The organism is Corynebacterium rouxii (assembly GCF_902702935.1).
Classification (GTDB): Bacteria; Actinomycetota; Actinomycetes; order Mycobacteriales; family Mycobacteriaceae; genus Corynebacterium; species Corynebacterium rouxii.
The window spans coordinates 2,327,143-2,352,815 of record NZ_LR738855.1; the positions used below are offsets into that span (position 1 = coordinate 2,327,143).

The window sequence follows — 25,673 nt, forward strand, 5'->3', positions numbered from 1 at the left end:
CTAAAAAGCGCTACTGCGTTACTTCTTGCGAGTAACTAGCTGCACCAAGCTAATCAGGATGACCGCGCCTAGCAAGCAGGTGAAGAAGCTAAAGAAGAGACCGCCACCTGCAACGTCGACACCAAAAAGGCTCAACAGCCAGCCGCCCAAGAAACCGCCAACAATACCGACGATAATGTTCAGGCCGATGCCCTGCTGGGCGTCAGTGCCCTTAATTTTGGACGCAATCCAGCCTGCAAGGCCGCCGATAATAATCCAGCCGATAATTCCTAGTCCGAGCATGTTGTCCTCCTTGATATTTGTTGCCGCCCTCGGATTCGAGCGCGGTGGTTCTTGATTTCCACAGTAGACACGAATCAATTTTCTTGCAGATATCGTGCAAGAAAATTCCACGCTTTGTAGTCATCTCAACCAGTTCGTTATCACGAATAAATACCTTTGAACAGGTGCTATAGGTGTTACGTAACAATTAGGCTACAAATTGTTACGTAACCCAAAAAGAGCCGCCAACATACCCTTCGCGGGCACATTGGCGGCTCTTAAAACCTTAGGAGATTAGGCCTTTAGTTTTCTTTTTCATTGGGACGCACGACCACCATTGGGCAAGGTGCAGACTGCAACAGCGCACGGGAAGTAGAGCCCAACAGCATGCCGCGGAAACCGCCACGGCCGTGGGAGCCAACCACCAGTAGCTGGGCGTTGTGTGCACAGTCCTCGAGGGCGCGTACTGGGCGATCGCGAGTGATCACCATTTCGACCTCTACGTCTGGGAAACGCTCCAGCAATGGCTGCAGGCGATCCTTGAGCAGGGTGGTTTGCTCCTTCTCGATGATCTCCCACTCCTGTTGTGCAGCCGCCAGACCAGCCAAGGAAGCCTGGACCTGCATATCCATCCACGTATGGATAGCAACCAGCTTTGCACCGCGTGCTTGTGCTTCTTCGAAGGCGAACTCGGTTGCGCGCTGGGACACGTCGGAGCCGTCGACACCGACGACCACTGGGCCGTACTTATTGGTTTCGGTGACGTGGTTGTCGTTTCGCACGACTACCACTGGGCAGTCGGCGTGGCTGACCACTGCCGCAGAAACGGAGCCCATAACCATACCGGAGAGGCCGCCTAGGCCACGGGAGCCCATGACGATCATGGTGACGTCGCTCGACATGTCGAGAAGCATGTCGATAGGGCTGCCCTCGGCGATGACGTATCCGATCTTGATGTCTGGGGCGACCTCATGGGCAACTACGCGGGCCGCCTCGATCACGTCCATTGTCTCGGACTGGAGCTCGTCGAAAAGCTCCTGTGGTGGCACCATACCCTCAGCGTAGAGGAACTGTGGCATGGTGTAGCTTGCGGCGAGGCGAAGCGGAACGCCACGCTTGTTGGCTGTATTTGCTGCCCAGCGAACGGCGTTCTGAGAGGCCTCGGAACCATCGACAGCAACGACAACGATGTTTTCGGCAGTCATTGTAAAGCCTTTCTATCAAGCACAAGGCGGAATTTCCACGCTTGAGGTAGCGGGTACTCACAGAATCCTCACTGTGGCACCAAACACTTCTATGATAGCGCGCAAGACCAGCACACACTACTGGTTACAACCAGTTCAGGGGTGGGATGCGGGAAAAATCACATGTTATTGCTGCAGCGTAGCCGCAGGAGCGTTAGAGGGGTACATGAAGGTGTAGAGGAACTGAAGGACACGAGCAATGACCTCGCCAATGCCGTGGCTAAAGAAGTCCATGAGGGGGTTCACGATAGCATCAATATTCATGACAGATAGGGTAGTACAGATTCCCCGCGGGCACGCACCGCTTCGCATAAAAGATGGACTCAACCCCACCCGCGTGCGCGTTCCCGAGCAACGCGATGGCGTCTCCGCCTACGACTTCGTCTGGGAGCTCATTGCCTCGCAACGCCACCGGCACCCCGAGGACACCCCCGATGCTCTCGTGCACCGTTTTGAAGCCGACCAGGTCATCATCGGACCGCGGTTTCGTATCGCCAGCCCCACTTCCGTACTCCACGCCAACGACGACGTCTGGTTTTATCGCATTCCTGCCCCCGAACCGACGATCCCCTACAGCTGCACGGTGGTTTACGAAGACGACACCATCCTCGTCGCCGACAAACCCCCCTTCCTTGCGACGATGCCCCGCGGCAAACACATCACCAACTCCGCCACGGTTCAACTACGCCGCAGCACGGGTATCGATGAGCTCAGTCCCGCACACCGCCTCGATCGCCTCACCAGCGGCCTACTGCTGTTCACAAAGCACAAACGCGTACGTGGCGCCTACCAAACACTTTTCAGCGAACGAAACGTCCGCAAAACCTACGTCGCCACCGCCGAATATAACCCAGTCATAACGCCTGGTACCGTATGGCGCTCACACATGACCAAAACCGCCGGTGAAATCCAGGGCCACATTATCGACGCACCCCCCAACGCCGAAACCCTCGTCGCCGCCATCGAGCGTATCGACGCCCCCACGCAACAACGCCTCCACTCCCTCCATGGAACCGACGTAGACCTTGCCCGCTACACCCTCAAACCTCATACCGGAAAGACCCATCAACTCCGCCTCCATATGCTTGCAGCTGGCGTCCCCATCCTTGGCGACACCATCTACCCCACAATCCTCGCAGAAGATGCTGAAGACTATTCCCGACCCATGCACCTGACGAGTACTGAGCTTGAGTTCACGGATCCTCTCACCAACCGCCACTGTTTGTTCACTGGTGCAGTGATCCGATAACAGGGGCTGGTTGGTGGTGTGTTTGGAACCTCCACCACGAATCCGTGATCACGAAAACCCCACCACCACCCCACCCACACCCCAGCCCCGAGCATGGGTTTACGTAGTCTCGAATACGAGAACACGAAAAAAACCAACCCACCCCCCTTACTGCGGGCAAAAAAAAAAGGGGGGGGCGCACCCCACACACCCCACACACAAACACACCACCCGCACACCGCACACCCCCACACGTGTGGGTGCACAAAAAAATGGTGTAGCAAGCAAAACACACTGCTTCTCTTGCTACACCATCAACTATCATTTTTTAAGTTTTAGGTTGGCGGCGACCTACTCTCCCACACCCTCCCAGGTGCAGTACCATCAGCGCAATCGGGCTTAGCTTCCGGGTTCGGAAGGGACCGGGCGTACCCCCCCCCGACACAATAACCACCAACACACACAACCAACCACCCACACGAAGAAGGCGTGTCATGCCAGACACTGCACAGCAGACGCGAGAAACACTTCTACACCTTCACTATCACCCAACAGGTGACACGCTCAATAATGCTATATTTTTTTTGCTCGTTACACACAATGTTATTACTCGGTCATATTAGTACCAGTCACCTTAACGCATTACTACGCTTCCAGATCTGGCCTATCAACCCCCTAGTCTAGAGGGAACCTCAAAAGAAACCTCATCTCAAAACAGGCTTCCCGCTTAGATGCTTTCAGCGGTTATCCCTCCCGTACGTAGCCAACCAGCCCTGCCACTGGCGTGACAACTGGCACACTAGAGGTACGTCCGTCCCGGTCATCTCGTACTAGGGACAGCCTTCTTCAAGTTTCAACGCGCGCGGCGGATAGAGACCGAACTGTCTCACGACGTTCTAAACCCAGCTCGCGTGCCGCTTTAATGGGCGAACAGCCCAACCCTTGGGACCTACTCCAGCCCCAGGATGCGACGAGCCGACATCGAGGTGCCAAACCATCCCGTCGATATGGACTCTTGGGGAAGATCAGCCTGTTATCCCCGGGGTACCTTTTATCCGTTGAGCGACACCACTTCCACAAGTAGGTGCCGGATCACTAGTCCCGACTTTCGTCCCTGCTCGACCTGCCAGTCTCACAGTCAAGCTCCCTTGTGCACTTACACTCACCACCTGATTGCCAACCAGGCTGAGGGAACCTTTGGGCGCCTCCGTTACACTTTAGGAGGCAACCGCCCCAGTTAAACTACCCACCAGGCACTGTCCCCAACCCAGATCATAGCCAAGGTTAAGGTATCCAATCCGATCAGAGTGGTATTTCAACTTTCGACTCCACAACCACTAGCGTGACCACTTCACAGTCTCCCACCTATCCTACACAAACCGAACCAAACACCAATACCAAGCTATAGTGAAGCCCCGGGGTCTTTTCGTCCTGCCGCGCGTAACGAGCATCTTTACTCGTACTGCAATTTCACCAGCCTGTGGTTGAGACAGCAGGGAAGTCGTTACGCCATTCGTGCAGGTCGGAACTTACCCGACAAGGAATTTCGCTACCTTAGGATGGTTATAGTTACCACCGCCGTTTACTGGGGCTTAAATTCTCCGCTTCGAACCACAAAAAAGTCCTAACATATTATCTTAACCTTCCAGCACCGGGCAGGCGTCAGTCCGTATACATCAACTTCCACGTTTTCGCACGGACCTGTGTTTTTAATAAACAGTCGCTTCCCTCTATTCTCTGCGACCACCACCAGCTCAACCACGTCGGTCACCAGCAATGGTATCCCCTTCTCCCGAAGTTACGGGGGCAATTTGCCGAGTTCCTTAACCACAGTTCACCCGATCGCCTTAGTATTCTCTACCTGACCACCTGTGTCGGTTATGGGTACAGCCATATATGCACTCGCTAGAGGCTTTTCTCGACAGTACAGGATCACCAACATCAACCAAACGGTCTACGCATCACGCCTCACCCACAATGCGACACGGATTTACCTATGCCACAGCCACACGCTTACACCACAATCCACTAAGTGGCTCAGCTACCTCACTGCGTCACCCCATCACTTGGCTACTACCAACGAAGATCCCACGCACATCACCACCAACCACACAAAAGCATGACCAGAAGATCAGCGGATGGTTAGTACCATTGATTCACCACTGGGCGCACATACACGGGTACCAGAATATCAACTGGTTATCCATCGACTACGCCTGTCGGCCTCGCCGCCTTATCCGACTCACCCTGGGAAGATTAGCTTAACCCAGGAACCCTTAGTCATCCGGCGGAAAAGTTTTCCACTTTTCATTCGTTACTCATGCCTGCATTCTCACTCGCACACACTCCACACCATCAAGTCACCCAGGTGCTTCACAGCAGTGCACGACGCTCCCCTACCCAACCAACAAAAAAAAATGCTGACTGCCGCGGCTTCGGCGGTGTACTTGAGCCCCACTACATTGTCGGCGCAGAACCACTCGACCAGTGAGCTATTACGCACTCTTTCAAGGATGGCTGCTTCTAAGCCAACCTCCTGGCTGTCTTCGCGATCCCACATCCTTTTCCACTTAGTACACCCTTTAGCCTTAACCGGCGATCTGGGCTGTTTCCCTCTCGACCAACGGAGCTTATCCCCGCAGTCTCACTGCCATGCTTAACATTACCGGCATTCGGAGTTTGGCTGACATTGCTAAGATTGTAGTCCCGCTCAACCAACCAGTAGCTCTACCTCCAGCAAGAAACACACAACGCTGCACCTAAATGCATTTCGGGGAGAACCAGCTATCACGGAGTTTGATTGGCCTTTCACCCCTACCCACAGCTCATCCCCTCAGTTTTCAACCTAAGTGGGTTCGCGCCTCCACAACCTCTTACAGCTGCTTCACACTGGCCATGGGTAGATCACCCCGCTTCGGGTCCAGGACATGCCACTAACAACACCCTCATTAGGATTCGCTTTCGCTACGACTACCCCACACGGGTTAACCTCGCGACATGCCGCTGACTCGCAGGCTCATTCTTCAAAAGGCACGCCATCACCCCACAAAAGGCTCTGACGGATTGTAAGCACACGGTTTCAGGTACTATTTCACTCCCCTCCCGGGGTACTTTTCACCATTCCCTCACGGTACTAATCCGCTATCGGTCATCACAAGTATTTAGGCTTACCGGGTATCCCGGCAGATTCACAGCAGATTCCACGAGCCCGCTGCTACTCGGGAACATCATCCACTCGCATGCATGCACTTTCACGTACGGGACTCTCACCCACTACGGCAGGCCATTCCAAACCACTTCCGCTAACACACACATATCACAAGCGAGGAGCCGGCAGCCTCCTCCAACAACGCCCCACAACACCACACACGCAACCCCTGCCAGGTATCACACGCATACGGTTTAGCCTCATCCACGTTCGTTCGCCACTACTAGCAGAATCATTAATTATTTTCTTCTCCTACGGGTACTGAGATGTTTCACTTCCCCGCGTCACCCCCCCCCACACCAGCTATGAATTCACTGATGGGTAACCACACATAACCATGGCCAGGTTTCCCCATTCGGACACCCTCGGATCAACGCTCTATTGGCAACTCCCCGAGGCCTATCGCGGCCTTACACGTCCTTCATCGGCTCATAATGCCAAGGCATCCACCGTGTGCCCTTAACAAACAACACGAATATAACAAACAAAACACCAAGAACAATTAAAGAATAAAGATTACTCGCGTCCACTATACAGTTCTCACACAACACACCAACCACAAGACCCCATGACAGCACAACCAGCACACAACCAGCCACACCACACGAAACCACGTGAGTGATCAACCAGAACAACCACGTTGTCCCAGACACCCAACAGCGCACCAACACACAAACCTTAAGAAAAAACACACAACAACACAACACACACAACAACCATGACACCCCACACCACACAGTGCAGAAAAAAACCATCACAGGTCACACGCATCCACCCGGGAAAAAAAACAAAACAGGTAACAACTGTCACCCAACAATAAAAACTCCTTAGAAAGGAGGTGATCCAGCCGCACCTTCCGGTACGGCTACCTTGTTACGACTTCGTCCCAATCGCCGATCCCACCTTCGACAGCTCCTCCCACAAAGGTTAGGCCACTGGCTTCGGGTGTTACCAACTTTCATGACGTGACGGGCGGTGTGTACAAGGCCCGGGAACGTATTCACCGCAGCGTTGCTGATCTGCGATTACTAGCGACTCCGACTTCATGGGGTCGAGTTGCAGACCCCAATCCGAACTGAGGCCGGCTTTCAGCGATTCGCTCACCCTCACAGGCTCGCAGCGCGTTGTACCGACCATTGTAGCATGTGTGAAGCCCTGGACATAAGGGGCATGATGATTTGACGTCATCCCCACCTTCCTCCGAGTTAACCCCGGCAGTCTCTCATGAGTCCCCACCATCACGTGCTGGCAACATAAGACAAGGGTTGCGCTCGTTGCGGGACTTAACCCAACATCTCACGACACGAGCTGACGACAACCATGCACCACCTGTATACAGACCACAAGGGAAAACGTATCTCTACGCCGATCCTGCATATGTCAAGCCCAGGTAAGGTTCTTCGCGTTGCATCGAATTAATCCACATGCTCCGCCGCTTGTGCGGTACTCGTCAATTCCTTTGAGTTTTAGCCTTGCGGCCGTACTCCCCAGGCGGGGCGCTTAATGCGTTAGCTACGGCACAGAAGTCGTGGAAGACCCCTACACCTAGCGCCCACCGTTTACGGCATGGACTACCAGGGTATCTAATCCTGTTCGCTCCCCATGCTTTCGCTCCTCAGCGTCAGTTACTGCCCAGAGACCTGCCTTCGCCATCGGTGTTCCTCCTGATATCTGCGCATTCCACCGCTACACCAGGAATTCCAGTCTCCCCTACAGCACTCAAGTTATGCCCGTATCGCCTGCACGCCCGAAGTTAAGCCCCGGAATTTCACAGACGACGCGACAAACCACCTACGAGCTCTTTACGCCCAGTAATTCCGGACAACGCTCGCACCCTACGTATTACCGCGGCTGCTGGCACGTAGTTAGCCGGTGCTTCTTATCTAGGTACCGTCACAAAAGCTTCGTCCCTAGCGAAAGAGGTTTACAACCCGAAGGCCGTCATCCCCACGCGGCGTCGCTGCATCAGGCTTGCGCCCATTGTGCAATATTCCCCACTGCTGCCTCCCGTAGGAGTCTGGGCCGTATCTCAGTCCCAATGTGGCCGTCCACCCTCTCAGGCCGGCTACCCGTCGACGCCTTGGTAGGCCATTACCCCACCAACAAAGCTGATAGGCCGCGGGCTCATCTCGTACCGAAAAAACTTTCCACCACACACACTAAAGCATATTATCCTATCCAGTATTAGACCCAGTTTCCCAGGCTTATCCCGAAGTACGAGGCAGATCACCCACGTGTTACTCACCCGTTCGCCACTCGAGTACCCCAGCAAGCTGAGGCCTTTCCGTTCGACTTGCATGTGTTAAGCACGCCGCCAGCGTTCGTCCTGAGCCAGGATCAAACTCTCCATAAAAAAAAAAAATCAGTCAAAGACCAACCTTCAAGCTGGAACAAGCCCAACCAACTGGCTAAAACCACCACAAACAACAATTGTTTGCAACTGGCAAAATAAAAAAAAAATAATGATTTGCTCTATCAAACATGGTCACCATCCCTTGACGGGAAAAAAAAAATAACAATGACCACCAATACAACAATTCACAACAACCACAAATGTTATTTACAAGCCATGGCACACTTGCCGGGCGTATGACACATCATGCCTGTTATCATTGCATGTATCTTTTTCTTAGAATCCAACCCCCACCCACGATCAATCAAGGATGGGAATCAAAAGTACATTGGCACACTATTGAGTTCTCAAACAACACAATCACACCACCACACACCACCATAAAAACAACGATGCCCAGTGAAGAATTACTTGTATTTTTGTCTACCAGCTTGTTTTCCTCCCGCCTACTCTCACCTCGTGAGGGGCGGTGTCGGTCGCGGCGACTCACATAAATGTACACACCACGACCTGTTGACACAACCCCGCAGGTCACAACGGGTTTTTAGGCGAATTTTCCCAACATCTTGTCAGATTTTTCACTTTCGATCTCCCAGTTGGTCACATTTCGATGTGTGGCCCAGATCGATAGGATCGTCGATACGATCATGGCGGCGATGAAATAGAGCAGGTAAGGCCCTGCCGCAAAGAGGACTACCCACAGTGCGGCCGCAGCGAATAGGTGTACAACGCTAAAGAACTGTTTCCATCTCTTAGATATGCAGGCGCTTAGGAAGACCCAACCCATCGTCAGTGACACAAGGGCAAGAAAGACCAATGAGGGAGCATCTCCGATGAATTTGAGATAAAAGCCCACACATAGCCCCACGGAGATTTGCGCAATAATAAGAGTGGTTTGGGCGGCTAGCCAGTTGATACGCCGATAGCCGGCCGCCACCCAGTTATCTAAGGATCTATAGACCCCTTTAGAGCCCATCGCCATCATGACAACTACCAGGCCCACACCACCGCCGTAATTCGTCTCCCGAGATCGGAAAATCTCTCCGCTTTGAGTCAGAACAGTTTCTGTGGGTCTTCGTTTTTCATGCGGAAGGAGTCTCGGTACAACCATGATGCAACTAAGCATTGATCCTCGAGACATGAGGCGGAGTATTCGGCACGAGCTTCCACTAGGACTTTTGCCACGCCGCCGGCTGTATGCACCTCGCCAATTCGACGCGCAGGGTTAGAGACGAAGCCTTCGATCGTGGCTTTGGGGCCGACTAGTTCTACAACGCGACTGACCGGCAAGGATCCTCAGCAGAGTTGTCTTTCCCACGCCATTCGCGCCGATAAGATCGTGGATAGCAGGTGAGGTGAGGTCGAAGGAGACGTTGCTCAGGACTGGCGCATTGGTGTCCGTGCCGTAGGTTTTGGATAGTCACTGACATGAATCGTGGTCATTCGTAGAGTCCTCGGCTTTCTGCTACTCGGTCAATGAGGTTATGGAGTTCGGTTTTAGAGACGGTGAGTTTGACGGCTTCGTCGACAAGCGGGGCGAGATAGGCCGCTGCGAAATCGTCGCGTCGCCGGCCGCGGATCAGTTCGACGGCGTTGTCTGTGACAAACATGCCTAGTCCTCGTTTCTTTTCCAGCACGCCAGCATCGACAAGCAATTGGAGGCCCTTGCGTGCGGTGGCGGGGTTGATGGAGTGAAACGCTGCGAGCTCGTTGGTGGAGGGCGCGCGCTCGCCGGAGGAGAGGGAGCCTTCCACGATGGAGTCTTCAATCAGCGCGGCGATCTGCCGAAACAGGGGGGCTGTTGTTTCGTCCACCCTCACCACCACCCAGTTGGTTGGCTACTCATGCAACTAACCATAGAACCAAAGGCGCAACCCGACAATAAAAAGTGACCACGCACACCCCCAAACCCCGCAAACCCCGCAAATAAAAGCACACGTAGCCAGCAGTTTTACCGTGGCGTATCGACGTACCCCCCTCACATACGGCACACTAGATAACCAGAACCCACAAAATAAATTATTTAGAACAATGAAACGGACAGTACAGGAGCCATGCTTGAACGCACACAGGTCTTCGTCGATACCTCATATTTACTCGCGAGCTTTTATAACTCGTGGGAAATCGGCGCTCGCGCACAATTAGAAATCGATCTACCCGAGGTCGTGGCCACCTTGGGCAATATGATCCACAACCAACTCGGCCAACCAGTACACCGCCAATTCTGGTACGACGGCATCCCAGAATCCGGCCCACACCGCTACCAGCGGGCACTGCGCACATGCGACGGAGTACAACTTCGCGCAGGTCAACTCATTGAATGGGGCGAACGACGCACCCAAAAGGCCGTCGACACCCGCCTCGTAGCCGACATGGTCCTCGCCGGCGTACGCCGAGAATTTACCGACATCGTCCTCGTCTCCGGCGACGCCGACATGATCCCAGGCGTCCAAGAAGCAGTCAACGCCGGTGTCCGCGTCCACCTCTACGGATTCGGATGGGATTCCATGAGCTCGGCCCTCCGCCACGCCTGCGACTCCACCACCATCTTGGACCCCCGAGAAGACTTCGCCGACTGCATGCAGCTCGAAATCCTCGAAGGCCCACTACCTCCCGTCGTGCGCAACCCCGATGAGGAAGGTGAAGAAGGCGAATTCCCCGCCGCAGCTGCCGAAGCCACGACCGACGCAACGGACACCGAGGCAACGCCTCCAGTGCCAACGCCAGAACAGGTCGCAGAGAAAAGCCAGCGGGAAGTACCAGCCGCACCTATTCCATGCCCGCAGCGCCCAGGGGAACCAGCGCTATCTGAAGAAGACTGCATGGCGGAAGTCCCCGCGAAAATGCCCAAGCCGGTGGCACCTAAGCCCGGCGCGCACCTGCCCACGGATGTACCTACCCCCGCACCTGCGCCAATACCGGGCAGCAGAACTGTGCGAGTCACTTCCACGGTAGAGGAATCCCTTGAGGTGACGGTAAGCAACTCCGCGGAGATCGCACCTGAGGTAGAGGAAGCAGACGCCCCCACAACACCGCGTCCGGCACCGAACCCATCGATGATGGCCCCTCGCCGCAAGCTGCGCTCACGCTATGTCCCACTGCCTAATGAGGTATGGGCTTCAGCCGGCTACCAAACGCCTTTCGACGTAGGCCAGCAGTACGCCCTGTGGTGGTTCGATAACGCGGCCACCCCTGAGCAGCGCGATTCTGCCCACTTGTTGTCTGGTGGCGGCCTGCCTCCAGAGATCGATCGTCCGTTGCTCCAGTTCGCTTGCGAGACTCTTCACGAGTACACGCTGACAGAAGCACAGCGCGTAGGGCTACGCGATGGATTCCACTCCGGTATCCGCGGCGTTCTGATTAATAATCAGAACTCTTAAGACCTCTACACAACATAGTAAAAAGCCTCCTTCCCCTGCTGGGTTTAACCCGCTAGGAAGGAGGCTTGAGCTTTATTTATCCGCTGGTGGCTCGGTTTCTTCCGATCCGGCGGGGAGCTCGCCACGCATTTGGGCGCGGATGGCGTCAAGCTTTGCGCTTGCGCGCATGTCGCGTTCACTGGTGGTGGCTTCGATTTCGTGGATGCGTTCATTCATCGAAGACTGCATGAGCTCTTGGGAGCCTAAAGCATCGGCGTAACGACGCTCAATCTTTTCCCGAATGCTGTCCATTGTGGGCACATCGCGGTCAGGGTCAATGTTGCTGATCTGATCGCTTGCAGCTACGGCAGCTTCTTGCATTTTGGCCTGTTGCGCTTGGGTGGTCAGCTCGTTGACCTGCGCGAGCTGCTCATGCAGGCGAGCTTCTGACTGTTTAACCTGCTGGGTTGCCTGTTCAGCCGCTTGCTCGGCTTGCTGGTGCAGGATGGTGGTCTGCTCGATCTCGGATTCCACGCCTACCAGCTGTGAGGCATATACCTCGGCAGCATTGAGGTACTTGTGTTGCTCTGCCGGATCCGTCGCGTTATCGCTAAGTGTGAGGGCTTGGCGCGCTTTTTCTTGGATGGATTGTTGGTCTTTGAGCAAGCGGTTGAGCTTCATCTGCAGCTGGTTGCGGTTACCAATCACAGAAGCTGCTTGTTGCTCGATGTCCGCGTGTTGTTTCTTGGCGGCCTCGGCGGCCTGTTTGATCTGGATGACGGGATCAGCGTTTTCTTCGATCTTGTTATCCAGTGATGCGGTTAGGTACTTCCAACCCTTGGAAAACGGATTCGGCATTGTTCCTCGATTCTTCTACGGGACCCCCACGCGTGAGAGGGTTGGGTGCCTGCGCACAGCCTTGCTCACCAGTTTACGACGTTTTTGTATGACATGAACCAGATCAACAATGAGATACAGGTAAAAGTAAACCCCCATGCGGGGGTGCCTCATGGGGGTTTGAGCTTGGTAGCTTAGTTCTCGTTTTGAGCGTTTTGCTCAGCGATCTGACGCTTCACGTCTTCCATGTCCAAGCCCTTCACCTGAGTGATCAGGTCTTCTAGAGCTGCTGGAGGCAAAGCACCTGCCTCACGGTAGACCATGATGCCATCGCGGAAGATCATCAAGGTTGGGATGGACTGAATCTGCAAAGCTGCAGCAAGACCTTGGTTTGCTTCGGTGTCGAGCTTGGTAAATACGGCATCGGAGTGGTTCTCAGAGGCCTTTTCGTAGGTGGGGGCGAATGCACGGCATGGTCCGCACCAGGAAGCCCACGCGTCGACCAGCACGATGCCGTCCTTGGTAACGGTCTGCTCGAAAGTGTCTTCGGTGACGTCGATGGTTGCCATGTATGCTCCTTCGTTAAAGATTTTTTAGAGGTTTCGTGCTTCTCAACTACGGTACCCCCATTCTTATTCCCACTGGGCCCCATTACCGCAAGATCACTCGAGTTATTTTCATCTAAGACGGGGTGGCATCTTATGGGCGCGGTTTCCTATCAAAACCCAAATGTGCAAGTCTGTAGTCAATTATTTAGAGAACCCAAGGAATAGAGGCGTGAAAATGAAGAAGAATTACCATGTTGACGGAATGACCTGCCAGCACTGTGTTGCATCTGTAACGGAAGAACTGCTCGAGCTGCCTAGCACTCAGGGTGTTGACGTCGATCTGGAGACTGGTCGCGTATTGGTCACTGGTGAGGATTTCACGGACGCTGAGGTTAAGGCTGCCATCGAAGAGGCTGGTTTTACTCTTCGTGAGGATTAATTCTTTCTGCTCTGTGTAGCTGCAGCATGTGTGCGGCCCTCAGCGCGAGTTTTGGCTCTGCGCTGGGGGCTTTGTACTGCGGAATTTAGTTCTCACGCGCGTTGTTATTGTTTGGTAAGCCTAGTGATAATGTGCACCAATAAATTGCGATACGAGAAGGTGGCTCGATGACCAACGCTGTGGTCGATATTGATTTCGGGGTGACGGGCATGACGTGTACGTCGTGTTCGGCGCGGGTGGAGCGCAAGCTCAACAAGGTTGCGGGTGTGGAGGCTACGGTCAACTACGCGACGGAGACGGCGTCGGTACGCTACGATCCGGCGTCGACAACGCCCGCGCAGCTTATCGACGTCATCCGCGGCGCTGGTTACGATGCCTTCGAGGTCGCCGAGGCTGAGCCCACTACCTCGCTTGACCACGCCCCCGCTACCGCAGACCCCAGCGATAGCGCGCGTGATCGTCACGCCGAGGAGCTCAAGACTCGCTTGGTGTACTCGGCCGTGTTAGCCCTGCCCGTGTTTTTGATGTCCATGTTTGGGCAGCTGCAGTTTAATAACTGGCAGTGGTTGGCCTTCGCACTCGCATCGCCGGTGTATTTCTGGGGTGGCTGGCCGTTCCACCGCGCTACGCTGCGTAATCTGCGTCATGGTTCCTTCACCATGGATACTCTCATTTCGCTGGGCACGTCGGCTGCGTACCTGTGGTCGGTGTGGGCGTTGTTTATTGGCAACGCCGGTGATCCCGCTATGCGCATGCACATGAGTTTTACTGCCCACGCGCATGGCGGCATGGACGAGATTTATCTTGAGTCGGCCGCCATGGTGATTGTGTTCTTGCTGTTGGGACGCTGGTTTGAAACTCGTGCGAAGGGGCGAAGCGGTGAGGCGCTGCGCTCGTTGTTGAACCTGGGCGCGAAGGATGCGGCGGTGATCCGCGATAACCGTGAGGTGCGCATTCCGATTCAGTCGTTGCAGGTAGGCGACGTGTTTGTGGTGCGCCCTGGTGAGAAGATCGCCACCGATGGCGTGGTTGTTGAGGGCAGTTCTGCGGTAGATCAGTCGATGGTTACCGGCGAGTCTGTCCCTGTTGAGGTTTCTCAAGGCTCTCAGGTTACTGGTGCGACGATGAATACCTCTGGGCGTTTGTTGGTCACTGCTCAGCGCGTGGGGGCTGATACCACGCTGGCGGCCATGGGGCGGTTGGCTGCTGAGGCGCAGTCGAATAAAGCGCCGGTGCAAAAGCTGGTGGATAAGATTTCGCAGATTTTTGTGCCCGCGGTGATTGTGATTTCTTTGATTACGCTGGCGGTTCACCTCGCCACGGGGTCTGCTACTGCCGACGCCTTCGCAGCCGCAGTAGCCGTGCTGATCATTGCTTGTCCTTGTGCGCTGGGTCTTGCCACTCCCACGGCATTGTTGGTGGGTACTGGCCGTGGCGCGCAAATGGGTCTGGTAATTAAAGGCCCCGAGGTGTTGGAGCAAGCACGAAACATCGACACGGTGGTGTTGGATAAAACTGGCACGATCACTACTGGTGATATGCAGGTTCGCGATGTTTATGGCCATTCTGGTTGGCAGGAGCAGGATGTGTTGCGTTTGGCGGGTGCTGTGGAGCAGGCTTCGGAGCACCCTATTGCTCGTGCGATCACGGCGGCAGCTGTGGCTCAGACTCGTACCGGCACTTTGCCTAAGGTAACCGACTTTAATAATCAGGCAGGTCACGGCGTTGCCGGCACCGTAGAGGATCACCGCGTGTGGGTGGGTCGCCCAGCCGACGACGAGGCCACGCAACAGGTCAAGGCCGCGGAAAATGAGGGTGCTACGTGTGTGGTGGTGCGTATCGACGACCACCTCGCCGGTGTGATCAGCGTGCGTGACACTGTGAAAGAGCACGCTCGGCTGAGTGTGGACAAGCTCACCGCTATGGGCCTTACTCCGATGTTGCTTACTGGCGATAACGCCGGTGCTGCCGCCGCAGTTGCCCGCGAGGTGGGTATTCCTGCCAACCGCGTAATTTCCGGTGTGCTTCCAGAGAACAAAGTTCAAACGGTCGAACGGCTGCAACGAGAGGGACGTGTGGTAGCCATGGTGGGCGATGGCGTGAACGATGCTGCGGCCCTGACTCAGGCCGATTTAGGTCTTGCAATGGGTGCTGGAACCGACGTGGCCATCGAGGCTTCCGACATCACAATCATGAACAATGATCCGCGTTCCATCGCAAATGCGATCAATCTCTCACGACGTAGTTTGCGCACTATTAAAGGCAACTTGTTCTGGGCTTTTGCATATAACGTGATACTTATTCCAGTTGCTGCGTTAGGCCTGCTTAACCCCATGTTCGCAGGAGCTGCAATGGCGCTAAGTTCGGTGTTCGTGGTGACTAATTCGCTTCGTCTTCGCAGCGTACGCAGCGTGTTTTCCTAGCCGAATCTATCCCCCGTTATGACGTGGTAATTGCAAGAAACGTCACAATCTGGTTTGTTTCTTGGAAACCTTAAACCACTCATTTTAGGGAGGTAGCGTGTTAGGCGCTCAACAAAGTCCACCACTTACCCGCAACCAGCGCCTCGACCGGTTGCCGCTGAATAGTCAACACAAACGCCTCCTCGTCGGGTCCGGCCTCGGCTGGGCACTCGACGCCATGGATGTCGGCCTGATCTCATTCGTCATGGCCGCCCTGATCAAACACTGGGGACTCACCCACGGCCAAACATCCATACTGGCATCAGCAGGCTTCGTCGGCATGGCTGTCGGCGCCACCTTCGGCGGCCTCCTTGCAGACAAGTGGGGGCGTCGCAACGTATTCGCCCTCACCCTCCTCGTCTACGGACTCGCCACCGGTGCCTCAGCATTAGCCGGTGGCCTCGCTGTGTTGATCGTGCTGCGCTTCATCGTCGGCCTCGGCCTCGGCGCCGAACTGCCTGTGGCCTCCACCCTCGTCTCCGAATTCGCACCGCTGCGCCACCGCGGCCGCCTCGTCGTCATCCTCGAAGCGTTCTGGGCCGTCGGCTGGATCCTCGCCGCCATCATCGGCGCCTTCGTCGTCTCCGCCTCCGAATCCGGCTGGCGCTGGGCACTCGTCCTAGGATGTGTCCCAGCCCTCTATTCCGCCTACGTGCGCAGCTCTCTACCCGAATCCGTCCGCTTCCTCGAAGCCCGCGGCCGCCACGACGAAGCCGAAGCCGCCGTCCAACAATTCGAAAAAGCCAGCGCAACCATCCCCGACACCCCCGTCATCGCAACCGAAGACCCTGCCGATCAGGCAGCCTCCATCTTCGCCCCCAACATGCGCCGCCGCACCTTCGGCCTATGGACAGTTTGGTTCTGCATCAATCTGTCCTACTACGGGGCATTCATCTGGATTCCATCCCTGCTGGTTGCCGACGGCTTCTCCTTGGTCAAATCCTTCCAGTTCACGCTGATTATCACCTTGGCCCAATTCCCAGGCTACGCACTAGCCGCATGGCTCATCGAAATCTGGGGCCGTCGCACCACACTGGCAGTATTCCTCCTCGGATCTGCTGCCTCCGCAGCCCTCTACGGATTCGCCGACACGACAGCCTTCATCATCGCCGCCGGTTGCTGCCTCTCCTTTTTCAACCTCGGCGCGTGGGGCGCGCTCTACGCCATCAGCCCAGAGCTCTACCCCTCTCAAATCCGCGGCACCGGCACTGGATCAGCAGCAGGATTCGGCCGCATTGCGTCCATCATCGCACCACTAATCGTTCCCCCCATCGTGGCCGCCGCAGGCACCCCAGCGCTCTTCGCGCTCTTCGGGGCCGCCTTCCTCGCAGCAGCCATCGCCGCCTTCACCCTGCCAGAACAGCGCGGCAAAGCCCTCGTCTAGGCGTTAGCCGGCGTGCGGCATATCCACGAACCGCGAGTAATGCAGCTGGTGAGCCACCTGGATGGTGTCGATAGGACCACCACGGTGCTTAGCCAAAATAATGTCGGCCTCACCAGCACGCTCATTCTCGCGGTCTTGGGAGTCTGGGCGGTACAGCAGCATAACCATATCGGCATCCTGCTCCAACGAACCAGATTCACGCAGGTCGGCAAGCTGCGGGCGCTTATCAGTACGCGACTCCGGACCACGGTTTAGCTGCGAAATCGCAATAAGCGGAACATCCAGCTCCTTAGCCAGCAGCTTAAGCTGACGCGAGAACTCCGACACCTCTTGCTGACGCGACTCCACACGCTTACCCGAGCTCATCAGCTGCAGATAGTCCACCACAATCATCTGCAGATCATGCTTCTGCTTCAAACGACGCGCCTTCGAACGAATCTCCATCATCGTCAAATTCGCGGAGTCATCAATATAAATAGGGGCCTGCTCAATCTGCCCCACGCGTGTGGCCAACTTCGCCCAGCTGGAATCGTCGAGACGCCCAGAGCGCATATCCGACAACTTCACCTCAGCCTCCGCCGACAACAAACGCATCACGATCTCGCTCTTTGACATTTCCAAAGAGAAAATCACAGCAGCTTTGTCATGCTTAATCGCACACGAACGCACAAAATCCAGCGCGATCGTCGACTTACCCACACCAGGACGAGCAGCCACAATAATCATCTGGCCACCATGCAGGCCATTGGTCAGGTTATCTAGATCCACAAAGCCCGTTGGCACACCCTGCGCCAAGCCACCATTCTCCGAGATCATATCGATCTCATCCATTGTTGGCCCCACGATGTCAGCTAACACCGCATAATCCTCAGCCTGGTTCTTCTTAGAAACCTTGAACACTTCCTGCTGAGCACGGTCAATAACCGACTCAACCTCAGCGCCCTCAGTACCCTCATAGCCCAACTGCACCACACGAGTACCAGCGTTAACCAGCTGACGAAGCAACGACTTCTCAGCCACAATCTCCGCATAATAACGAGCATTCGCAGCCGTAGGCACCGAAGAAATCAGCGTGTGCAAATACGGCGCCCCGCCCACACGCTCCAGATCATTATTACGATCCAAGCGCGCAGCCACGATCACTGGGTCGATCTCCTTGTTATCGGAGAACAAACCCACGATCGCTTCAAAGATCAACTGATGCGCAGGGCGGTAAAAATCCTCCGCAACCAGCAACTCCACCGTATCGATCACCGTTTGCGGGCTTAGCAGCATCGCCCCCAACACGCCCTGCTCAGCCTCCGCGTCATGAGGAGGCTGACGGAACTCAGTGCTCGCCATCGCCGCTTCACGACGCTTATAGCCCCTGTGCTCCCGCTGCACTGGCACATCCGAGGAAGCCGGCGGGGCCGGATCGTACACCTCTACCTCGGCGTACTCTGTCTCCGCATAATCTGCGGTATCGGAAGGAACACCCGCATCACCCGGTGGGACGTAATCGTCATCAAAACTGGGCGTGGTCATTCCTACACATCCTCCATCGACACGGCCTTATCACTATTTCTTGTGGGATCTTTGTGCGTGTTCGTACTCCTCTTCGTTCCAACACGCATTTTTACCCCGAAAACATCGCGCTTATTCTACGTGATATTTCTTACCCCACAAAGTTATCCACAGGTTTATACACAGGGGTGTGATTTTCCTACAGAATCGCACGTCAACTATCCACAAGTTATCCACAATCTCTGTGGAAAATATGGGGATAGTTGTGCGGTTCATGTTGCTTGTTTTTCTATATATGCAGGTCAAACCGTATATCTGGCAACTGCACACACTGTGGATAACTTTGGTCCAGCTTTTCAACCAGCAAGTTTGACAACTTGACTCGAGACATTCCACTTCTCGGCGTGTCACCCCACAGAATGTGAGAATTGGAGGTAACAGCACTTTTACACGCTTCTAGAAGAAAGTTATCCCCAAGTAGTGCCACCCCGAAATAGCCTTAAGGCCCCGACCCAGATCGTATAGATCTAGGCGGGGGCCTTAAGGTTGCTGTTGTCGTTGGGCTACATCTCATGTAGCCGTCGTCAGACGCTTGTTAAGCGGCTACGACCTCGAAGTTAACCGTTGCTGCGATGTCGGAGTGCAGCTTCACGTTCACTTTGTAAGCGCCGGTTGCCTTAACAAGGCTCTTTGGCAGCTCGATGGAACGCTTGTCCAGGTTCGGACCGCCAGCCTTCTTAACGGCAGCGGCGACATCCTCGGCCTTAACAGAACCGAAGAGCTTACCCTTCTCAGAAGTGCGGACTGCAACAGAAACACCCTCAAGTGCTTCCAGCTGAGCCTTAACTTCGCGTGCGTGGTCCAGGTCGCGAATCTCGCGAGCTTCCTGGGCGCGCTTGATGCCCTCAATCTGCTTCTCTGCGCCGCGGGTGGCAACGATTGCCAAGCCGCGAGGAAGCAGGAGGTTACGTCCGTAGCCGTCCTTAACCTCGACAATGTCGCCAGCGACACCGAGGTTTTCAACGTCAGCGGTGAGGATCAGCTTCATGATCCCTGCCTTTCGTGGTACTAACCGAGACCCGATTTCTCATCACTTATGTGGTGGGAACCGAAGCGGCTCGGTGAAGTTTGATTAAAAAGTTGATATGTGGTGCAAAGAGATTCGCCGTTTTAAGTGATTTAGAACGGTGGATCTTGCTCCGCACCGCCGAATCCACCTGCTTGCGGGGCACTGCTCCATGGATCGTTAGCTGGTGCAGCACTCGGGGAGTTCTGCGGGCCACCTCCGAATCCACCTTGAGGAGCGCCGAATCCGCCACCTGAGTTGCCTCCGGTGTTTCCGCCGAAACCACCTTGGGAGCCGCCGAAGTTTCCTCCGCCGTTTCCACCCTCGCGAGGGTTACGGTTCACGCTTGCGGCTGCATAGCGCAAGGATGGGCCGACTTCGTCGACTTCCAACTCCATGACGCTGCGCTTTTCGCCCTCACGAGTTTCGTAGGAGCGTTGACGCAAACGGCCAGTGACGATCACGCGCATGCCCTTGGTCAGGGATTCTGCGACGTTCTCGGCAGCTTGGCGCCAAATGTTGCACTGCAGGAACAAGGCTTCGCCGTCTACCCACTGGTTCGTTTGAGAGTCGTAACGACGTGGGGTGGAGGCAATGCGGAAGTTTGCCACCGCTGCACCACTAGGGGTGAAGCGAAGCTCCGGGTCAGCAACGAGGTTGCCGACAACGGTTATGTTGACATCTCCTTGTGCCATGTTCTGCCTTTCTGTACAACACTGAACTAGTTGAACGCGTCCAGTGTGATTGTGCGCGGTAAGCGAGGTTTCTTCGCTGTGCGCTAGTTTGATTCGTGCTGCGCGTAAGCAATCCGTGACGGATTACTTGTCGCCACGCAGAACCTTGGTGCGCATAACGCTGTCGTTCAGGTTCAACACGCGGTCGAGCTCTAGAACAGTTGCGGATTCGCAGGTCAGGTTAACGACGGCGTAGATGCCCTCTTCCTTCTTGGCGATCGGGTAAGCAAGACGGCGCTTGCCCCAGATATCAACCTTTTCCACGGTGCCGTTTTCCTTGCGGACGATCTCGAGGAACTTGTCCAGGGACGGGGCTACAGTGCGTTCATCCTGGGAAGGATCCAGAATAATCATTACTTCGTAGTGACGCACGGACCTCATCACCTCCTATGGTCTTGTATTTTTGAATCGGCTACATCCCGGTTGGATGTAGCAGGAGGGTCGTTGCGTCAGCAACCGTTCCAAGATACCCCATCGCCTGCGAAAAGTCGATAGGCACGACGGGAAAATTTATGACGGCTACCACCGCAACGAGCCTGTTGGCTAGTTAAGCCAAAGCAACATCCTAGGCGATGATCAGGGCCAATGTCACAGGAATGAGGGTGACAAACAAAACTGCGAAGGCAAAAAGGGTCCACGTCAACGCCTGCGGCTTCTTATAGGAATAGCTTGCAAATGCACCCGTGAACAGGAAAAACCCCAAAAATACACTCCCGATAGTCATCATCATGACAGGGCTTAGCATCAGTTCACCGTTCCTATTCTGCGGGGCAACACCCACACATCATGATCCCCCAAGCTGCCGCTTAAAGGATCACATCCATCGTTGTCCCTTCGCACTTTATCCTCATTTTTGCCCAACATCTGCCAGATGATCATCGCCGCAATCACCACAATGGCCACATCACGACCCACAACAAACAGATCCAACAACCCCGCCGGCGCACCTTTGGCGTCACTTCCCATCATGTGCCACATCAAAACCGGCCACGTGAGGGCGTCGATAAGCCCCCACCACAGCACAAGCCGCCAACACGGCAACGCCAAAACCGCAAGAGGAACCAACCAAAGCGAATACTGCGGACTCCACACCTTATTTACCAACAAAAACGCCGCCACAATCAAAAACGCCAACTCCGCCACCCGCGGCCGCCGGCGCACACACAACCCAAACAACGCGATCCCCACACACGCCACAACAAAAAGCCCCAACGACACCGCATTAAGCACATCAACAGACACCGCCCACCCCAACTCACGCGACATTACCGCATACACCGTGGTCCACTCCCAACCACGCTCAGAATTCAACCGCAAAAACTCGCCCCACGCCTGCGGAAACACCAACGCCACCGGAAGGTTCACCACCAACCACACAACTATCGACGCCCCCACCGCCCGCAGCCATACACGCAAGGCACCACTACGCACCGCCAGTACCAAATACGCGCCCAGCAGAAAAAGCGGCCACAACTTAAACGCAGCACCAGCACCAATCAACACACCAGCAAGCCCAGGACGGCCACGCGACCACGCCCACAACGCACCCACCGCAAAAGCAATCGACGCCACATCCCAGTTAGTCAACCCATGCGCAACTACCAGCGGCGACACCGCCACCATCACCGCATCCCACTGACGACGCCCCGCCAGCGCCACCACCATCTGCAGCACCACCACCCACACTGCCGCCAACACAACAGCAGTGATCGTGAAATAGACCGAAGCCTGCGGAATAGCCGAAGCAATCCCAGACACCACGGGATACACAACATGCGTGATCATCGCCATGAACCACTGAAACAGACCCGCAAGCACTGGGTACTCCATATAACGAGTATGGCCATTTTCCAACCATGAATAGGCATAAGGAAAGCCATCCTGATCAAGGCCACGCGCCTTGTACAACGGCACAATGTCGTTATAGCAGGCAGAGGTGTACTGGCGATTCCCACTCCAATCCAACTGCGCTACGCCGTTGACAAACACACCGTGCAGGCAATTCGCCTTGGCAAGATACGCCATGCTGAAAGTAAGTAGACCTAGCAGGATGATGATGCGAAGGGGGCTCCACCAGCGGTGCGGGAGCGCAAAACGTCCGGCGGGGCCGCCGATACGGGTAATGATGTGGTTGCTAGGTGGGGTCACGAAGCTGTTCTTCCAATAGTTGGCGCTGCTGGGTTGCGCTCTCGGACAAGGTTCATGACACATTTTTGTGCCCTAAGAGCGCGACCACAAATTGCGACCTGCGGAAACAGGGCTTCAGATTTTCTTAGGGTACAAAAATTCGTCACGGGCTGGCGCGTGGCATACAAAAAGTGCCCCCTGTAAGGATCAGGAGGCACTTCGAGAGGGCTAGGTTATGGGACCGGCAGGACTACGCCTGGCAGAATCTCAATGCCTTCCGGAGCTGGCGCAGGCTGTGTCGGTGCGGGCTCTGATGCGGACTCTGGTGCGCCTGGCACTGCTGGTGCGCCAGGTGTTCCTGGTGCTGCAGGGCTGGTAGCCACCGCCGAGCTGGTCGAGGTCTCAGTTCGAGTCTTATCAGTAGTAGCCCGAGGAACAGTTCCGTAACCATACTTCGCCCAGCCAATACGTTGTGCTGGTTTGAAGTTCTCCCAATCCTTGCCGGCAAGGGCAGAGTCGTTAATGTCTTTCCACAGCTGTGCTGGCAAGTTGGAGCCGTACATGAGGCCGCCCCAGGAGTTCAGCAGTGGCGAGTTATCAGAGGTGCCGGCCCACACCGCGGTAGCCAGTTGTGGGGTGGCGCCGATCATCCAGGCATCTTTGTTGGAGCCGGTGTCGCCAAGCTGGGTGGTGCCAGTTTTGCTTGCCGACGGACGCCCACCTGCGAGGCCGTTTCCGCCAGACCATGCTGCGATAGGTGCCATTGCGTCAAGCACGTTGGTGGCTACCTTCTCGGAAACGCGTCGTTCACCTTGGGTACCTTCGTGCTGGTAGAGCAGTTTTCCTTCGGCGGTTTCGATCTTTTCCACGAAGTACTCTTGGTGCCACACACCGTAGTTAGCCAAGGTAGCCATGGCGTGTGCCATGTCGAGTGGGCGGGAGAGGTACTGGCCGAGGATTACACCTTCATAAGGCTGCTGGCCGTTTTCGGTCAGGGTCTTCTCAATCCCTGGGAGAGAGCGTGCCACGCCAAGGGCGTGCGCCATGTCGGCGGTGTCTTGGCTGCCGTTTTTCAAGTCATCTTGCAGACGCAGGAAGCTGGTGTTGTAGGAATTCTTCAGGGCTTCTTTGAGCGAGCAGCTACCGCAGCCGCTGTCCACGTTAGTGACGGTAATGCCGCCACGGAGTTGGTACGAATCAGAGCTGTAGTAGGTCGACGTTGGGATGCCTTGTTGAACTGCTGCGGCAAGACCAAAGATCTTAAAGGTCGAACCGGTTTGCAGTGGTGCGTTGGCAAAGTCGTAGCCAGTGGCATCGTCGCCGCCGTAGTAGGCGCGCACAGCGCCGGTCTTGGGGTCCACGCTAACGGCGGCAACACGGGTATTGGATTGCTCATCGGCCATGTTGCGGTCGACGGCCTCCACCATAGACTTCTGGGTGGCGTCGTCGATAGTGGTGGTGATCCGCAGGCCAAGGGTCTGCACATCAGACTCGGTGATACCTAGGGTGGTCAGCTCATTCATGACCTGGTTTTTGATCAGGCCGTTTGCGCCGGTGGCCTCGGTGTAGGCCTGGTTCTGAGCAGGGTCAGTGACCTCGGGGAATACAACACCAGCGCGCTCGTTGGGGTCGAGCCAGCCTTCGCTCACCATGCCGTCGAGCACGTAGTTCCAGCGTTGCTCTGCTTCGACGCGATTGCTCCACGGATCTAGCTGGCTAGGACGCTGAATGGCGGCAGCTAACATGGCAGACTGCCCTACATTGAGCTCGGAAGCGGGAACACCAAAGTAGGCGTGGGCGGCGGCGTCGATACCGTAGGCATTGCGGCCGAAGTAAATGGTGTTGAGGTACGCACCGAGGACTTCGTCTTTGGACCATTCATTGGCCATCTTGACGGAGTACACCAGCTCCTTTGCTTTACGCATGTAGGAGTAGTCATTACCCACCACCATGTTCTTCACATACTGCTGAGTAATTGTCGAACCACCACCGGCGGAAGCGTTGCCGGTGAGCTGGCCCAAGATAGCGCGGCCGAAGCCAGTGAAAGAGAAGCCGGAGTTGGTGTAGAACTCACGGTCTTCAGCTGCGAGGACTGCGTTGCGGGTCACCTCGGGGATCTTGTCGATAGGCACCTCGGTGCGGTTTCCGTCCGGAGGCACGATGCGTGCCAGCTGCGTTTGACCGTCGGAGGCAAAAATCTGGGAAACTTGCTTGGTCACCAACTCGCTAGGCTCGGGAACATCGGTCACAATGTATGCGACCATGAACACGAGGAAGGGGGCCAGCAGCACTGCGGCGATACTGCCACCGATAGCTGGCTTAACCCATTTCTTCTTCGGGCGACGCGCCTGCGGTGCCCGTGCTGGACGACGCTTCGCACTACTTTGGGCACTGGCCTTCTTCCGCTTGGGAGATGGCTTGCCTTTACCTGAATCTGCCAACTTTGTTCATGCTTCCTTGATTGCGGTTGAGCTCAATACCCACACTTTACATACCAAAATAGTCCAACGGGAGATGCACACAGGCGCTACTGTGGCATAGCTGTCACCGAATTCAGTAGGTGATTCCATCGACAATCAGGGCACACTTCGACCGTGTGCACCGTAAATTCTTTTCCGGATTGCGCAAAGGCTGCAATTTCTTCCATCGTGCGAGCGCTGCCGGAAGCTCTGCCGAGGTTTTCGCCATACACCCACAGGACATGGCGCAACTGGTCACTATCGCAGACTGGGCAAGGTGTTGGGACGCGACTTCCGTGAAATTTGGAGGCGGTGACGAGCACGAAGTCGGCGTCGCAAAGCGTGTCGCGGCTGAGTAAGCCTGCACGAAACTGCCGCAATGTGTGCCTGCGTGTCCACTGATGAGACACCTCGTTCCGAAATTCCACCATCGCAACATTCTACGCCTCTGAGCATGCACA

The 25,673-nt window shown here is 55.5% G+C and carries 19 protein-coding genes, 3 rRNA genes and 2 pseudogenes; 5 read left to right on the forward strand and 19 right to left on the reverse strand.

Going from position 1 to position 25,673, the window contains the following annotated elements:
* Window positions 1-18 precede the first annotated feature (18 nt).
* From CIP100161_RS11330 to CIP100161_RS11340, 3 genes are all read right to left on the reverse strand, one after another.
* Window positions 19-282: a GlsB/YeaQ/YmgE family stress response membrane protein gene (locus CIP100161_RS11330; protein ID WP_004567434.1), complete on the reverse strand. Its 264-nt coding sequence runs from the start codon at window positions 280-282 to the stop codon at window positions 19-21.
* A gap of 281 nt (window positions 283-563) precedes the next feature.
* The gene (locus tag CIP100161_RS11335; protein ID WP_155874385.1) at window positions 564-1,466 is read right to left on the reverse strand and encodes a universal stress protein; all 903 of its coding nucleotides are present in this window, start codon (window positions 1,464-1,466) and stop codon (window positions 564-566) included.
* A 165-nt stretch (window positions 1,467-1,631) separates the two neighbouring features.
* Window positions 1,632-1,769: a hypothetical protein gene (locus CIP100161_RS11340; RefSeq protein ID WP_166443178.1), complete on the reverse strand. Its 138-nt coding sequence runs from the start codon at window positions 1,767-1,769 to the stop codon at window positions 1,632-1,634.
* Here CIP100161_RS11340 and CIP100161_RS11345 point away from each other — a divergent pair.
* Window positions 1,705-2,754 (forward strand): pseudouridine synthase, encoded by a 1,050-nt coding sequence (locus CIP100161_RS11345; protein WP_155874386.1) that lies wholly within the window; start codon window positions 1,705-1,707, stop codon window positions 2,752-2,754. The genes CIP100161_RS11340 and CIP100161_RS11345 overlap by 65 nt on opposite strands.
* 317 nt (window positions 2,755-3,071) lie before the next feature.
* Here CIP100161_RS11345 and rrf read toward each other — a convergent pair.
* The 6 genes and pseudogenes from rrf to CIP100161_RS11375 all read right to left on the reverse strand — a co-directional run bounded on the left by rrf (window position 3,072) and on the right by CIP100161_RS11375 (window position 10,108).
* Window positions 3,072-3,191, reverse strand: a 5S ribosomal RNA gene (rrf, locus tag CIP100161_RS11350).
* A gap of 140 nt (window positions 3,192-3,331) precedes the next feature.
* A 23S ribosomal RNA gene (locus CIP100161_RS11355) occupies window positions 3,332-6,414 on the reverse strand.
* 358 nt (window positions 6,415-6,772) lie between these two features.
* Window positions 6,773-8,294, reverse strand: a 16S ribosomal RNA gene (locus CIP100161_RS11360).
* The 16S, 23S and 5S rRNA genes sit together here, the layout of an rRNA operon.
* A gap of 544 nt (window positions 8,295-8,838) precedes the next feature.
* A pseudogene (locus CIP100161_RS11365) lies at window positions 8,839-9,401 on the reverse strand (hypothetical protein); the annotation flags it as partial.
* 163 nt (window positions 9,402-9,564) lie between these two features.
* Window positions 9,565-9,737 (reverse strand): annotated as a pseudogene (locus CIP100161_RS11370) (ATP-binding cassette domain-containing protein); the annotation flags it as partial.
* Window positions 9,734-10,108 carry a GntR family transcriptional regulator gene (locus tag CIP100161_RS11375; RefSeq protein WP_155874387.1) on the reverse strand — a complete coding sequence of 125 codons (375 nt, stop codon included), beginning with the start codon at window positions 10,106-10,108 and terminating at the stop codon, window positions 9,734-9,736. The gene CIP100161_RS11375 and the pseudogene CIP100161_RS11370, both read right to left, overlap by 4 nt.
* A gap of 240 nt (window positions 10,109-10,348) precedes the next feature.
* Between CIP100161_RS11375 and CIP100161_RS11380 the strand changes: the two genes are divergently transcribed.
* Window positions 10,349-11,674, forward strand: a complete 1,326-nt coding sequence (locus CIP100161_RS11380; RefSeq protein ID WP_155874388.1) for an NYN domain-containing protein — start codon at window positions 10,349-10,351, stop codon at window positions 11,672-11,674.
* A 72-nt stretch (window positions 11,675-11,746) separates the two neighbouring features.
* Here CIP100161_RS11380 and CIP100161_RS11385 read toward each other — a convergent pair whose 3' ends face one another.
* Both CIP100161_RS11385 and trxA read right to left on the reverse strand, forming a co-directional pair.
* The gene (locus CIP100161_RS11385) at window positions 11,747-12,511 is read right to left on the reverse strand and encodes a PspA/IM30 family protein (protein WP_155874389.1); all 765 of its coding nucleotides are present in this window, start codon (window positions 12,509-12,511) and stop codon (window positions 11,747-11,749) included.
* 173 nt (window positions 12,512-12,684) lie between these two features.
* Window positions 12,685-13,059, reverse strand: coding sequence for a thioredoxin (gene trxA, locus CIP100161_RS11390; protein WP_088267105.1), 375 nt, complete (start codon window positions 13,057-13,059; stop codon window positions 12,685-12,687).
* 214 nt (window positions 13,060-13,273) lie between these two features.
* Between trxA and CIP100161_RS11395 the strand changes: the two genes are divergently transcribed.
* From CIP100161_RS11395 to CIP100161_RS11405, 3 genes are all read left to right on the forward strand, one after another.
* Window positions 13,274-13,477: a heavy-metal-associated domain-containing protein gene (locus CIP100161_RS11395; protein ID WP_155874390.1), complete on the forward strand. Its 204-nt coding sequence runs from the start codon at window positions 13,274-13,276 to the stop codon at window positions 13,475-13,477.
* A gap of 167 nt (window positions 13,478-13,644) precedes the next feature.
* On the forward strand, window positions 13,645-15,900 hold the full coding sequence (locus CIP100161_RS11400) for a heavy metal translocating P-type ATPase (protein WP_155874391.1): 2,256 nt from the start codon (window positions 13,645-13,647) through the stop codon (window positions 15,898-15,900).
* Window positions 15,901-15,997: 97 nt separating this feature from the next.
* A complete protein-coding gene (locus CIP100161_RS11405; protein WP_155874392.1) occupies window positions 15,998-17,323 on the forward strand; it encodes an MFS transporter in 1,326 nt (441 codons plus the stop codon).
* Window positions 17,324-17,326: 3 nt separating this feature from the next.
* Here CIP100161_RS11405 and dnaB read toward each other — a convergent pair whose 3' ends face one another.
* The 8 genes from dnaB to CIP100161_RS11450 all read right to left on the reverse strand — a co-directional run bounded on the left by dnaB (window position 17,327) and on the right by CIP100161_RS11450 (window position 25,643).
* Window positions 17,327-18,847, reverse strand: coding sequence for a replicative DNA helicase (dnaB, locus tag CIP100161_RS11410; protein ID WP_155874393.1), 1,521 nt, complete (start codon window positions 18,845-18,847; stop codon window positions 17,327-17,329).
* A gap of 574 nt (window positions 18,848-19,421) precedes the next feature.
* Window positions 19,422-19,874, reverse strand: coding sequence for a 50S ribosomal protein L9 (rplI, locus tag CIP100161_RS11415; protein ID WP_003853141.1), 453 nt, complete (start codon window positions 19,872-19,874; stop codon window positions 19,422-19,424).
* Window positions 19,875-20,005: 131 nt separating this feature from the next.
* Window positions 20,006-20,587: a single-stranded DNA-binding protein gene (locus tag CIP100161_RS11420; RefSeq protein ID WP_155874394.1), complete on the reverse strand. Its 582-nt coding sequence runs from the start codon at window positions 20,585-20,587 to the stop codon at window positions 20,006-20,008.
* A 123-nt stretch (window positions 20,588-20,710) separates the two neighbouring features.
* Window positions 20,711-20,998, reverse strand: coding sequence for a 30S ribosomal protein S6 (rpsF, locus tag CIP100161_RS11425; RefSeq protein WP_003853145.1), 288 nt, complete (start codon window positions 20,996-20,998; stop codon window positions 20,711-20,713).
* Between the two features lie 193 nt (window positions 20,999-21,191).
* Window positions 21,192-21,371, reverse strand: a complete 180-nt coding sequence (locus CIP100161_RS11435) for a hypothetical protein (RefSeq protein ID WP_155874395.1) — start codon at window positions 21,369-21,371, stop codon at window positions 21,192-21,194.
* Window positions 21,371-22,774: a glycosyltransferase family 87 protein gene (locus CIP100161_RS11440; protein ID WP_232053167.1), complete on the reverse strand. Its 1,404-nt coding sequence runs from the start codon at window positions 22,772-22,774 to the stop codon at window positions 21,371-21,373. The genes CIP100161_RS11435 and CIP100161_RS11440 overlap by 1 nt, the downstream gene beginning before the upstream one ends.
* A 212-nt stretch (window positions 22,775-22,986) precedes the next feature.
* Entirely contained in the window at window positions 22,987-25,194 is a 2,208-nt protein-coding gene (locus CIP100161_RS11445) for a transglycosylase domain-containing protein (protein ID WP_155874396.1), read from the reverse strand.
* Window positions 25,195-25,280: 86 nt separating this feature from the next.
* The gene (locus CIP100161_RS11450; protein ID WP_155874397.1) at window positions 25,281-25,643 is read right to left on the reverse strand and encodes a DUF5318 family protein; all 363 of its coding nucleotides are present in this window, start codon (window positions 25,641-25,643) and stop codon (window positions 25,281-25,283) included.
* Window positions 25,644-25,673 lie beyond the last annotated feature (30 nt).

Bases quoted from the DNA above. Each gene is read 5' to 3' on its own strand.
- CIP100161_RS11345 (WP_155874386.1), top strand. From the start codon at position 1,705: ATGACCTCGCCAATGCCGTGGCTAAAGAAGTCCATGAGGGGGTTCACG.
- CIP100161_RS11385 (WP_155874389.1), bottom strand. From the start codon at position 12,511: ATGCCGAATCCGTTTTCCAAGGGTTGGAAGTACCTAACCGCATCACTG.
- CIP100161_RS11420 (WP_155874394.1), bottom strand. From the start codon at position 20,587: ATGGCACAAGGAGATGTCAACATAACCGTTGTCGGCAACCTCGTTGCT.
- CIP100161_RS11335 (WP_155874385.1), bottom strand. From the start codon at position 1,466: ATGACTGCCGAAAACATCGTTGTCGTTGCTGTCGATGGTTCCGAGGCC.
- dnaB (WP_155874393.1), bottom strand. From the start codon at position 18,847: ATGACCACGCCCAGTTTTGATGACGATTACGTCCCACCGGGTGATGCG.
- rplI (WP_003853141.1), bottom strand. From the start codon at position 19,874: ATGAAGCTGATCCTCACCGCTGACGTTGAAAACCTCGGTGTCGCTGGC.
- CIP100161_RS11330 (WP_004567434.1), bottom strand. From the start codon at position 282: ATGCTCGGACTAGGAATTATCGGCTGGATTATTATCGGCGGCCTTGCA.
- CIP100161_RS11435 (WP_155874395.1), bottom strand. From the start codon at position 21,371: ATGCTAAGCCCTGTCATGATGATGACTATCGGGAGTGTATTTTTGGGG.
- CIP100161_RS11380 (WP_155874388.1), top strand. From the start codon at position 10,349: ATGCTTGAACGCACACAGGTCTTCGTCGATACCTCATATTTACTCGCG.
- CIP100161_RS11400 (WP_155874391.1), top strand. From the start codon at position 13,645: ATGACCAACGCTGTGGTCGATATTGATTTCGGGGTGACGGGCATGACG.
- CIP100161_RS11450 (WP_155874397.1), bottom strand. From the start codon at position 25,643: ATGGTGGAATTTCGGAACGAGGTGTCTCATCAGTGGACACGCAGGCAC.
- CIP100161_RS11340 (WP_166443178.1), bottom strand. From the start codon at position 1,769: ATGAATATTGATGCTATCGTGAACCCCCTCATGGACTTCTTTAGCCAC.
- CIP100161_RS11395 (WP_155874390.1), top strand. From the start codon at position 13,274: ATGAAGAAGAATTACCATGTTGACGGAATGACCTGCCAGCACTGTGTT.
- trxA (WP_088267105.1), bottom strand. From the start codon at position 13,059: ATGGCAACCATCGACGTCACCGAAGACACTTTCGAGCAGACCGTTACC.